10 protein-coding genes and 2 pseudogenes (1 of these 12 only partly in view) are annotated in these 11025 nt (G+C 66.5%); 4 read left to right on the top strand and 8 right to left on the bottom strand.

Features of this window, described 5'->3' with window-relative positions:
* Positions 1-354: pseudogene (locus A2X88_05760) on the top strand (hypothetical protein) (it extends 153 nt beyond the left edge of the window).
* Positions 355-367: 13 nt separating this feature from the next.
* Here the strand turns inward: A2X88_05760 and A2X88_05755 are convergent.
* A complete protein-coding gene (locus A2X88_05755; GenBank protein ID OGP35914.1) occupies positions 368-1216 on the bottom strand; it encodes an HflC protein in 849 nt (282 codons plus the stop codon).
* Positions 1217-1482: 266 nt separating this feature from the next.
* On the opposite strand from A2X88_05755, the gene A2X88_05750 reads away from it, so the two are divergent.
* The gene (locus tag A2X88_05750; GenBank protein ID OGP35913.1) at positions 1483-2688 is read left to right on the top strand and encodes a hypothetical protein; all 1206 of its coding nucleotides are present in this window, start codon (positions 1483-1485) and stop codon (positions 2686-2688) included.
* Positions 2689-2712: 24 nt separating this feature from the next.
* Here the strand turns inward: A2X88_05750 and A2X88_05745 are convergent, their stop codons facing one another.
* Positions 2713-3735 (bottom strand): hypothetical protein, encoded by a 1023-nt coding sequence (locus A2X88_05745; GenBank protein ID OGP35912.1) that lies wholly within the window; start codon positions 3733-3735, stop codon positions 2713-2715.
* A gap of 183 nt (positions 3736-3918) precedes the next feature.
* Here A2X88_05745 and A2X88_05740 point away from each other — a divergent pair, with 183 nt between their 5' ends.
* On the top strand, positions 3919-4119 hold the full coding sequence (locus A2X88_05740) for a hypothetical protein (GenBank protein OGP35911.1): 201 nt from the start codon (positions 3919-3921) through the stop codon (positions 4117-4119).
* A 113-nt stretch (positions 4120-4232) separates the two neighbouring features.
* Here the strand turns inward: A2X88_05740 and A2X88_05735 are convergent, their stop codons facing one another.
* Complete coding sequence (locus A2X88_05735) at positions 4233-5444, bottom strand: hypothetical protein (protein ID OGP35916.1); 1212 nt, start codon at positions 5442-5444, stop codon at positions 4233-4235.
* Positions 5441-7801: a phosphoketolase gene (locus A2X88_05730; GenBank protein ID OGP35910.1), complete on the bottom strand. Its 2361-nt coding sequence runs from the start codon at positions 7799-7801 to the stop codon at positions 5441-5443. The genes A2X88_05735 and A2X88_05730 overlap by 4 nt, the downstream gene beginning before the upstream one ends.
* Before the next feature lie 310 nt (positions 7802-8111).
* On the opposite strand from A2X88_05730, the gene A2X88_05725 reads away from it, so the two are divergent.
* Positions 8112-8465 carry a hypothetical protein gene (locus A2X88_05725; protein ID OGP35909.1) on the top strand — a complete coding sequence of 118 codons (354 nt, stop codon included), beginning with the start codon at positions 8112-8114 and terminating at the stop codon, positions 8463-8465.
* A gap of 152 nt (positions 8466-8617) precedes the next feature.
* On the opposite strand, the gene A2X88_05720 is transcribed toward A2X88_05725, so the two are convergent.
* The 4 genes and pseudogenes from A2X88_05720 to A2X88_05705 all read right to left on the bottom strand — a co-directional run bounded on the left by A2X88_05720 (position 8618) and on the right by A2X88_05705 (position 11025).
* Positions 8618-8929 (bottom strand): hypothetical protein, encoded by a 312-nt coding sequence (locus tag A2X88_05720; protein OGP35908.1) that lies wholly within the window; start codon positions 8927-8929, stop codon positions 8618-8620.
* A gap of 489 nt (positions 8930-9418) precedes the next feature.
* A complete protein-coding gene (locus tag A2X88_05715; GenBank protein ID OGP35907.1) occupies positions 9419-10480 on the bottom strand; it encodes a hypothetical protein in 1062 nt (353 codons plus the stop codon).
* An 87-nt stretch (positions 10481-10567) separates the two neighbouring features.
* Positions 10568-10822 carry a hypothetical protein gene (locus A2X88_05710; GenBank protein OGP35915.1) on the bottom strand — a complete coding sequence of 85 codons (255 nt, stop codon included), beginning with the start codon at positions 10820-10822 and terminating at the stop codon, positions 10568-10570.
* A pseudogene (locus A2X88_05705) lies at positions 10822-11025 on the bottom strand (hypothetical protein). Before A2X88_05705 ends, A2X88_05710 begins: the two are co-directional and overlap by 1 nt.

Here is an 11025-nt window from a genome sequence, read left to right as displayed (position 1 = left end):
GCGGCCGCGGTGGCGGGCTCGGGACAGGTCCCGGTCGCCGGGGTCGTGCTGATTACGCCCTGGGATTCCTTACCCCGAACGGCGCAGACCGTGTACTGGTTTCTTCCGGCAAAATGGCTGACCAGGGATCGCTATGACAATGTCCGGAACCTGAACCGGTACCCCGGGCCTGTGGCGGTAGCCGTAGCGGAACAGGACGAAGTCATCCCGCCCGAGCGCGGCCGCAGGTTGTTCGATCTGCTTACCGGCAGGAAAAAGCTGTGGGTGATGCCGGGCGCGGGCCACAACGATTGGCCCGGCGTCGTGGATCCCCCGTGGTGGAGTGACGTCATGCGGTTCGTGACGGCGGGATAGCCGCCGCGCGCCGCTACTTCTTCATCAGGCCCTCCAGGCTGAGGAGCGGCGTCGCGCCTCCCCCCGAGAGGAGCACGTTCGGGACGGTGCCGTTCCACTTGGCGATCGCCTCCCGCATCGCCTCGATCTTTCTGAGCTCGATCATTTCCGTGGTGATCTGCCCCTTCTGGAGCCGCAGCGACTCGGCCTCCGCCTTCGCCTGGGCGATCTTCTGCTCCGCCTCGATCTTGATCCTGTCCAGGTCCCTCTGTGCCCTCAAGGCGAACTGCTCCGCCTCCTGCTTCGACTCGATCGCGTCGGTGAACTTCTTGGAGAAGCTGAAATCGATGACCGAGAACCCGTCCACGAACAGGTTGTAGTCGGCCAGCTTCTGGCTCAGGGTATCCTTGATCGCGGTGCTTACGGCCTCCCGCTCGCTGATCAGCTGGACCGCGGTGTACCTCGCCGTCACCGCCTTCACGGCCTCCTGGACGTTCGGGTCGATGATCCTCTCCTTGAACGCCACCCCGACGTTCTGGTACACCCAGTTGGCCTTGTCCGGGACGATGTGGTAATTCAGCGCGATCAACGACTTGATGTCCTGGAGATCCTTGCTCGCCGCTTCCGACCGGGTCTCCGACTTCTGGATCTTGACGTCCATCTTCACGATCTTCTGCATGATCGGAATCCGCAGGTGCAGCCCTTCCCCCAGGACTTCGTTCTGCACCGCCCCGAAGTTCAGCACGACCCCCCGCTCCCCCGCGTCGATCTTCACGAAGGGATTGAGAATCAGGAGAAAGAGAAGCACCGCCACCGCGATGGCGCCTGCCACCACTTTTTTCCCGATCTGTTTCACCGTCTTTTTCATTTCGAATTCCTGCATGAAAGCCTCCTGCCGGCAAGCGGAATCCGGGGAATCCGCAGCCGAATCTTTTTGGTTGGTTCCCACCGGACCGGGAAGCAGAGGGTTATCGGGAAATGGCCGGGACCGGCGGCGGCCCCGGAACGGGACGGACTCCGGTACGGTGCCGATCTGCGCGGGATTCCGGACCGTCGCCCACTTCACGATAAGGTTGCGCCGGGTTCGTGTCAAGGGGGGGAACGGAACCCTTAATCTATTCCCCCGTTCCGGCCGATAAGGAATATGGGATGCAGAGCCGCGGAACGGCCGCGGGAGGGAGGCTCACTCGCATGAAGGAAAGGAAGAAGATCCTGCTCGTGGAGAGCGACGCCAGGGAGATGCGGAGCCTGCAGAGCGCGCTGGATCCGGGAATCTACCAGGTCTTCTCCTCCTCCCGCGGCGATGAGGCGCTGGAGATGGTCTGCAGGAACCGGCCGGACCTGGTGCTCCTGGACGCGAGGATCCCCGAGATGAACGGGTTCGACGTGTGCAGGCAGATGAAGCATCAGCTCGACACCCGGCAGATCCCCGTCATCCTGACCTCGGAGCGGAACGGGTGCGAGGACCGGATCGTCGCCATGGAGGCCGGGGCCGACGATTTCCTCCACAAGCCGATCGACCCGGTGGAGCTCAAGATCCGGGTGAACTCCATGCTCCGCCTGAAGGCGTACGCCGACGATCTCGAGAAGAGCTGCCGGGAGATCGCCCGGAAGAACGACCAGCTGATGGAGCTCGAGGGGGTTCGGGAGGAGCTGGCGCACATGATCATCCACGACATGACCAATCCTCTCTCCGCGGTCACGCTGGGGGTCGAAACGGTGCTGTACGAACGGGAGAACCTGTCGGAAAAACAGGAGAGGATCCTGGAGATCTGCCTGGTGAACTGCCGGGAGCACATGGCCCTGATCGACAACATCCTGGATGTCTACCGGATGGAGTCCCGGGAGTTCAACCCCTCGAAGAAATTGACCTCCCTCGGCGAGCTCATCGACGGCGTGCTGGTGATGTTCCGGCACCGGATCGAGGCCAAGCGGATCACCCTGGTCCGCCCGGAAGGCCCCGGGCTCCCCCACATGCGGATCGACCCGATGCTGATGAAACGGGTCCTCGCGAACCTGGTCAGCAACGCGATCCGGCACACCCCCGCGGAAGGCAGGATCGAGATCGACGTCCGCCCGACGGGGGAACGCGGAGACTACGTCATCCGCGTGACGGACAACGGAACCGGGATGGACCCGGTCTATTTTGAAAAGGTTTTCGACAAGTTCCAGCAGGTGGAGATGAAGAAGGCCGGGGTGATCAGGGGCAACCTCGGGCTTGGCCTGGCCTTCTGCAAGCTGGTCGTGGAGGCGCACGACGGGCGGATCTGGGTGGAGAGCGACGGGATCGGAAAGGGATGCTCGTTCCGGTTCATCATCCCGGGGGCGCTTGTCCCAAACGGGACCGGCCTGTAGGAGCGGACCCACCGGTCCTTCGGATCAGCGGGCTCCCCCTCCACGCATCTCTCCGGCCGCGGGCAGGCCGCACCCCCCGGTTGCCGACATCACGGCGTCCACGATCGCCCCCTCGAGAGCCCGTGTCGCGAGGACCGCCGTCTGCATCGGGTTTCCTTTCCGCCCCGCGGCCCCGGTGGAGAGGGCGATCACGATGTCGCCGTCCATGGGGGTGTGGACGGGCCGGATGGCCCGGAACAGAGCCCCGTGCGCCATTCTCGCGACCCCGGCCAGCTCCTCCCGGGAGAGGTCGTCGGCCGTGGCGACGACGGCAAGCGTCGTGTTCCCCGGGGAAAACGGCTCCCGCAGGTACCCGCCCAGGAACGCCTCTTCCGTCCCCGACCGTTCCGTGCCGTCCGCGGTCCGCGCCCCGGCGAGCCACTCTCCCGAGCGGGGGTCGAACACGTCTCCGAAGGCGTTCACGACGGCGCAGGCCCCGACGAGCGCCCCGCCGGCCTGCACGCTCGCGGTCCCGAACCCCCCCTTCATCGCGCGCTCCAGCCCGAAAATCTTCCCCACGGTGGCCCCCGCCCCGGCCCCCACGCAGCCCCGGCCCGGCGGCCCCCCGGACGCCTTCGCCGCCGCCGCGTAGGCCGTTTCCGGGGTCGGCCGACAGGTCCGGTCGCCGAAGCCCAGGTCGTAGATGACCGCCGTGGGAACGATCGGCACCATCCCCGCGGACGTGGGGAACCCCACGCCCCGCTCCTCGAGAAAGCGCATCACCCCCGCCGCGGCATCCAGTCCGAACGCGCTCCCTCCCGCCAGGACCAGTGCGTGGATGCGGCGCACCGGGTGGGGGCGCACCAGGGAGTCCATCTGTCTGGTGCCGGCGGCCTCCCCCCGGATGTCGGCGGCCCCCGCCGCTCCCCCGGGGAGGAGCAGGACGGTGACCCCCGACCCGCGCTCGAGGTCGTGCTCGTGCCCCACGAGAACGCCGGCTACGTCGGTGATCGATCCCTCCATCCTTCCTCCGCTATGCCGGTCTGCCTGCCGGTGCGCACTCCGCACCGGGTTGTCGTTGGGGCGCTCGGCCCACGTCAACATCCTGGAATACAAGGGAGGTTTTTGGCAATGAATTTCCCAGGGTCCCGGGAGGCAAAAACATAACTGACCGATAAACATCGAGATTGACAGGAGGGCACCGATATTGCTTTATTGGAGGTTCCCCTGATGACTCGACGGATAATCAGGATGGAGAACAGCGGCATGTCGCGATTGTTCTCGGTCTACAAGGTGGAAAACGGAGACAAGATCCTGCTCGGCGGTCTGGTGGAACGCCGGAAATCCAGACGGGAATACTCCAACCACGTGGGCCTCCTGCGGATGGCCAGGAAGAAATTCGCAGAGTCTCACGAGGAGGACATCCAGATCGTCCTGAAGGAAGAACGATGAGGTCGAAGTCCGGGAGGACCTGGTCCCCTCCGCAAGGACACCGGCCGGTGCTCCGGTTGCGGACAGTCTGAATAAAACCAACGGAAAAAAACAACGCTTCGTTCCCGGCAGGGCTATGTCGCCGCGGCCCCGCACACCCGCAGCGTCTCCCCGGCGATGAAGAGATCCTCCCTCGTATGGAGGACCAGGATCCGCCCGGTGGAGCTGTCGGCGGCAATGTCGGCGTCCGGTTTCCGCGTCCGGTTTCGTTCCGGATCGAGCCTGAGTCCCAGGAACGAAAGGTCCAGGCAGACTTCCTCCCGCAGGGCGGACGCGTTCTCTCCGACGCCGGCCGTGAAGACGAGAACGTCCACTCCCCCGGCCGAGGCGGCGAGCGACCCGATCGCGGAGCGGACCGCGTGCGCGTATACGGAGAGGGCAAGCCGTGCCCGACCGTGCCCCTCCTGCGCCGCCTCCTGAACCGTCCGGAAGTCGGACGAGACGCCCGACAGGCCGAACAGCCCGCTGCGTCTTAGGAGAATATCGCCGAGTTCCCCGGCTGTCAGCCCCATCCGCTCCAGCGCGTAGAGCAGGATGCCGGGGTCGACCGATCCGGCGCGGGTTCCCATCACGAGTCCCTCCAGCGGCGTAAACCCCATCGTCGTGGCGACCGCCCGGCCCCCGACCGCGGCCGCCGCCGAGCAACCGTTTCCGAGGTGGCAGGTGACGGTCCGCAGTCCCTCCGCGGACCGCCCGAGGAACTCCGCCGCCCTCCCGCCGCAGTAGGCATGGCTGATCCCGTGAAACCCGTATCGGCGGATCCCGCGCTCCGCGTACCACTCGTAGGGCAGGGCGTACACGTGCCGTGCCGGGGGAAGGTCCGCGAAGAACGCCGTGTCGAAAACGGCCACGTGGGGAACCTCGGCAAGCGCCTTCCGCGCGGCGGTGATGGACGCGATGGCCGGCGGGTTGTGCAGCGGGGCCAGCTCCGAGAGGCGGGAGATCTCCCCCAGCACGCGGGAGTTGATCGCCACGCTCCCGGTCAGGGCCCGGCCCCCGTGCACGACCCGGTGCCCGACGGCCGTGACCGGGTCGGAGGCGAGCTCCTCCGCGATCTCCGAGAGCACCGCGGGAACGGCCTCCCCCGGCCGCCCTGCCACGGACGCGGTCCGCTCGCTTTCCCCCTCCCGGCGGACCCGGAGCGTCGAGCGGAGCCGCTCGTCCCCGGAGCCTTCCTCCGCGGGTGTTCCCTCCACGATCCCGTCGACCGTCCTTTGCGTGGTGCGACCGGCGAAAAGGGAGAACTTCAGGGTGCTCGAGCCCGCGTTCAGGACGAGGACGCTCACGACTCCCACTTCCAGTCGCGGATTTCGGGCATGTCCTCCCCGTGCCGGTGTATGTACTGCTTGTGCTCCAGGAGCCGGCCCCGCAACTCCTGCTTGGCGTACGCGGCCCTCGAAGCCAGCCCGGGCACCCGGTCGAACACATCCTCGGCGAGATGGAACCGGTCCAGGTCGTTGAGCACCACCATGTCGAAGGGGGTGGTGGTCGTCCCCTCCTCCTTGTACCCGCGCACGTGGAGGTTCCGGTGATTGGTCCGGCGATAGGTGAGCCGGTGGATGAGCCACGGGTACCCGTGGAAGGCGAAGAGGATCGGCCGGTCCTTGGTGAAGATCGCGTCGAACTCCCGGTCGGGGAGGCCGTGGGGATGTTCGCTCTGCGGCTGGAGGCGCATGAGGTTCACCACGTTCACGACCCGAACCTTCATCTCCGGCGCCATCTTCCGCAGCAGCGAGACCGCCGCGAGAGTCTCCAGCGTCGGGACGTCTCCCGCGCACGCCATCACCACGTCGGGTTCGCCCCCCCGGTCGCTGCTCGCCCACTCCCAGATCCCGACCCCCGCCGTGCAGTGCCGGATCGCCTCCTCCATGGAAAGCCACTGGGGCGAGGGCTGTTTTCCGGCGACGATCACGTTGACGTAGTTGCTGCTGCGCAGGCAGTGGTCGGTCACCGACAGGAGGGTGTTCGCGTCGGGGGGGAGGTAGACCCGGATGATCTCCGCCTTCTTGTTCACCACGTGGTCGATGAAGCCGGGGTCCTGGTGGCTGAACCCGTTGTGGTCCTGCCGCCAGACGTGGGAGGTCAGGAGGTAGTTCAGCGACGCGATCGGGCGCCGCCACGGGATATGGCGGGTGACCTTGAGCCACTTCGCATGCTGGTTGAACATCGAGTCGATGATGTGGATGAAGGCCTCGTAGCAGGAGAAGAGCCCGTGCCGGCCGGTCAGGAGGTAGCCCTCGAGCCATCCCTGGCACTGGTGCTCGGACAGAACCTCCATCACCCTGCCGTCGGGGGAGAGCGCCTCGTCGGATGGAAGCCGGTCGGCGACCCACGCCTTGTCCGTCGCCTCGAACACGGCGCCCAGGCGATTCGACGCGGTCTCGTCGGGCCCGAACACCCGGAAGTTGCGGGAGTCGGCGTTCCGGCGCAGCACGTCGCGCAGGAACGTTCCCATGACGCGTGTCGCCTCCGCCTCCACCGCACCCGGCGCGGGCACATCGACGGCGTACTCCCGGAAGTCCGGCATCCGGAGGGCACGGAGGAGGACCCCGCCGTTGGCGTGGGGGTTCGCCCCCATCCTCCGGTTCCCTGCCGGCGCCAGTGCGGCGAGCTCGTCGCGCAGCCGGCCCTTCTCGTCGAACAGCTCCTCCGGCCGGTATCCTTTCATCCAGTCCTCCAGGAGCTTCACGTGGTCCGGCCGGGAGGCCAAGCCGGACAACGGGACCTGGTGCGAGCGCCACGTCCCTTCCGCGGGCTTGCCGTCCACCTCCTTCGGTCCCGTCCACCCCTTGGGAGTCCGCAGGACGATCATCGGCCAGCGGGGACGGGTCGTATCCCCGTTCGATCGGGCCTTCGCCCAGATCCGGCGGATGTCGCCGGTCACCTCGTCGATCGCCGCCGCCATGGCCTGGTGCATCGCTTCCGGTTCCTCCCCCTCCACGAACGTCGGGGCGTAGCCGTAGCCCAGGAACAGGTGCTCGAGCTCCTGCCGGGGGATTCGGGCAAGGAAGCAGGGGTTCTGGATCTTGTAGCCGTTCAGATGGAGGATCGGAAGGACGGCGCCGTCCCGGACCGGGTTGAGAAACTTGTTCCCATGCCAGCCGGTCGCCAGGGGGCCCGTCTCCGCCTCGCCGTCCCCCACGACGCACGCGACGATCAGGTCCGGGTTGTCGAAGGCGGCGCCGAAGGCGTGGCTCAGGGCGTATCCGAGCTCTCCCCCCTCGTGGATCGATCCGGGGGTTTCGGGCGCGACGTGCGAGGGGATTCCGCCGGGGAAGGAGAACTGGGTGAACAGGCGTTTCATCCCTTCGCGGTCGCGGGAGACGTTCGGGTAGATCTCGCTGTAGGTCCCCTCGAGCCAGATGTTGGCCACGAGCCCGGGACCTCCGTGGCCCGGGCCGCAGACGTAGATCATGTTCAGGTCCTGTTCCTTGATGATCCGGTTGAGGTGGACATAGATGAAGTTGAGCCCCGGGGTGGTTCCCCAGTGCCCCAGGAGCCTCGGTTTGATGTGCCGAAGGGCGAGCGGCTCCTCGAGGAGGGGATTGTCGTAGAGGTAGATCTGCCCGACCGACAGATAGTTGGACGCTCGCCAGTAGGCGTCCATCCGACGGAGCTGTTCGGGGGAAAGGGGTGTCGTCATGGGCGCCTCCTGACGGGAAGTTGTTTTATGTCGGTCTCACCAGGCGGGACTCTCTCCCGGCGCAATGCGGATCTGCCTACCCCGAACGGGATTCAACCCGAACCCCGCGCACAAGTCCAGTGTAACGCGGCGTCAATTCGTTTTCACCCCCCACGTCGAAATCCGTCCCACCCAGTCCTCCTCCCGGTCCGTGTCGATCGGCCGGCCCGGCGCGGGGCTCCACCAGCGCTGCAGGGGAGCACTGCCGCGGGGTTCGCCCAGCGATCCGTTTTCGGCGAATGTGCCGCCCGTGCGCGGGCGCTGCGCGGGTATGCCGAAGCGGACGCAGTCGTCGGTCTTGTCGGTCACCGTGCCGGCTGTGGTTTGGATCCTCCCACACGATCAGGAACTCGCCGCCCGCGAGCGAGCGCCCGAGGACCGAGAGATCGAGCTGGTTGCTCAGGTTGTCCGACGTGTTGACGATGAGGCGGTGATCCACGAGCGTGAGGCGGTTGTCCGCCGGCTCGTCGAGGTAGAGCTCCACCTTGTCCTTTCCGATTTCGGTGAGGCGCAGGTCGCGATAGACCGCACAGCCCGTGGAGAGTGCGAGAAAGAGCACCAGCGACAACAGGCCTCCGATCCTCAACGCGCGGCGAACGGCTCCATGCATCGGGCACGAAGATGACATCCTGATGGCCCCCCTTTCGTGGAATGGCGCGGCGGATGCGCGCGGGATTCATGCTACAGCGAAAGGCGGGCGAACGGCCAGGCGGAAGGAGGCCAAAGGGTCGCGACGGCTGACCCGCGTACTTCCCACCGTACGTGAAATCGGCGGAATCACGATTTTTTCCTATCATCGGTCGGGCCGGCCAACTTCCCTGGAGGAATTCCGGGCGAAAGAATGATGTGCGCGATGCGGAGGGTGCCGTTCCTCCTCCGCGCCCTTCCCTCGGGGATCGACCGGGTGCAGACATTCCCGTCCTCGGTCCAGGAATGGGCGCCCCCGGTGAAAAGGCACAGGATCCCGTTTTTCCGCAGGGCGAACGACGTGGTCCCGGGGCCGTCGGCGGAGTAGCGGGAGTCCACCTCCCAACCGGATTCACCCAGCAGAAACCGTATCGGCTCATCCGGCGGGACCTCGCCGGTCATCCCCGATGACATCGTAGCTCGGGAGGATCCGGTTCCCCGCGGATCATCCTCCTTTCGCAGCGCGGAAGACTCACCCGGGAACGCCAGACGATTTCCCTTCCGGGGTACAATGGCGGAAAAGCGCTTGACCGTTTCTGAAAGGAGGCGCGCATGCCCAGGAAGACCGACCGCGGGAAGAGGATCTTGGGCAGACCTTCGGGAAATACGGCCTCGGTCACGGATTTTACATCGTCCTGCCGCTGCTCGGGCCCTCGAGCCTGCGCGACGCGGCGGGACTGGCGGGGGACTCCTTCCTCGACCCGGTCGACTACGCGGCAGACGGTGAGGTCGTTGTCGGCGTCAAGGCGTTCAAGGCGGAGAATGAGCTGTCCCTTCGGATCGGGGACTACGAGGACCTGACGAAGTCGGCCATCGACCCGTACGTTGCCGTCCGCGACGCCTATTCCCAGCACCGCGCGAAACAGGTCCGGGAATAGCCCCGGGAGGACCTCACTTCCAGTACGGGCTTCGGATCTCCAGGTAGGCCTGGTGCGCGGCCGTCGCAGCCTGCGCGACGGCCGTGATGATCATCTTGATATGGGACGAGACATCCCCCACCGCGAGGATCCCGGGGACGTTCGTTTTCTGCCAGCGGTCCGCGACGACCTGTCCCTTTTCGTCCATGGCCAGGTCGAGGTCCCGGAAGATCACGGTGTTCGGCTTGCGGCCGACCGCCATGATCACGGCGTCGGCGGCGAGATCGGAGACGGCGCCCGACGCCAGGTTCCGGATCCGGACCCCTTCGACGAAGTCCGTTCCGAGGAACGTCTCCACGGCGGAGTCGAGGAGAATCTCCACGCCGCGCTTCGTGTCGAACTCCTCCGGAAGACCGTGGGAGGTGCGCAGCGTGTTCTGGCGGTGGATGAGCGTGATCCGGGATGCGACCCCGGAAAGGCGCTGGACATGGGACAGCGCCGTGTCTCCTCCGCCCACGACCGCGACGCGCTTTCCCCGGAACGCTGCGGGGTCGCGGACGACGTAGTGGACGCCGGCGTTCCGGTCGGTGAACTCCTTCTCCCGCAGGATGCCGGCTTCGGACGCGGTGCTCCCGCTCGCGATGATGACCATCTTCCCGCGCACCACGGTGTTCCCGGAGAGGACCTCCCTGTCGCGGGTCACCTCCTCGATCCTTCCGCCGATCAGCTCGACCTCCGCCCGGCGGGCCTCATCGATCAGGTAGTGGGCAAGCTCCTGGGCGAGGATCCCCGGCCGGAGGCCGGGATAGTTGTCGATCTTCTTGTCCGGGCACCAGCGGGTGAGGATTCCGCCCCACGAGTCGCCCTCGAAGACCGCGGTGCGAAGCTGTTTCCTCCCGCAGAACGAGGCGGCGACGAGCCCGGCCGGCCCCCCGCCGACGACCACCACGTCGTACTCCTTCCGGCCCGGGAGCGGTTCTTCTCCCGTCTTCCTTCCGGGGGCGGTCCCCCCGGGAGAAACCGGATCCACCACGACTTCCAGACGGTACGTTCCCATGCTCCCTTTCCGGCGGGTGTTTTCCCGGATTGCTTCCATAAGAAAAGGATACCCCGATCCCGGGCGGAGAAGGAGGGGAGGGGGAAAAACAATCCCCTCCGCGTGTGGAAGATCTACGGAGGACCGCTAACCGCCGGAGAGCGATCTCAGGATCCGCTCGCGCGCCTGCGCGGACAGGGTGTCCCGGGACAGTCCCGCCGGGGGATCCTCCGGGACGGCGATCCGCCGGACCGTGTCGCGGATCAGCAGAAGCTGCCGCTCGTACCGGGCGCAGAACCGGCACAGGAGGAGATGGAGGCGCACCCCGATCCGCCTGCCGGGGGGGAGCCTCCGGTCCATCGACTCCGAGATCAGCCGCGTGACGTCCTTGCAGGAGAGCATCATTTCGCAGTTCCCGCCTTTCCCCCGAACCGGTTCGCCTCCATGCAGGCGCGGAGCCGCATCCGGGCGCGGTGGAGGATCACCCACAGGTTGGTCTCGGTGACGCCGAGAATCTTACAGATCTCCCCGGTGCTCATCCCGTCGATTTCCCGGAGCGTGAAGGCGCCGGACTGGTTCGCGGAGAGGGTGGACAGGCACCGGCG

It is taken from the genome of Deltaproteobacteria bacterium GWC2_65_14 (genome assembly GCA_001797615.1).
GTDB lineage: Bacteria > Desulfobacterota > Deferrimicrobia > Deferrimicrobiales > Deferrimicrobiaceae > GWC2-65-14.
Note: the sequence above shows the minus strand (reverse complement) of the source record. Positions and strands in the feature narration are given on the sequence as shown.

Coding starts and splice junctions, on each gene's coding strand:
- A2X88_05755 (OGP35914.1), bottom strand. CDS start 1,216: ATGCAGGAATTCGAAATGAAAAAGACGGTGAAACAGATCGGGAAAAAA.
- A2X88_05750 (OGP35913.1), top strand. CDS start 1,483: ATGCAGAGCCGCGGAACGGCCGCGGGAGGGAGGCTCACTCGCATGAAG.
- A2X88_05740 (OGP35911.1), top strand. CDS start 3,919: ATGGAGAACAGCGGCATGTCGCGATTGTTCTCGGTCTACAAGGTGGAA.
- A2X88_05730 (OGP35910.1), bottom strand. CDS start 7,801: ATGACGACACCCCTTTCCCCCGAACAGCTCCGTCGGATGGACGCCTAC.
- A2X88_05725 (OGP35909.1), top strand. CDS start 8,112: ATGCCGAAGCGGACGCAGTCGTCGGTCTTGTCGGTCACCGTGCCGGCT.
- A2X88_05720 (OGP35908.1), bottom strand. CDS start 8,929: ATGACCGGCGAGGTCCCGCCGGATGAGCCGATACGGTTTCTGCTGGGT.
- A2X88_05715 (OGP35907.1), bottom strand. CDS start 10,480: ATGGAAGCAATCCGGGAAAACACCCGCCGGAAAGGGAGCATGGGAACG.
- A2X88_05710 (OGP35915.1), bottom strand. CDS start 10,822: ATGCTCTCCTGCAAGGACGTCACGCGGCTGATCTCGGAGTCGATGGAC.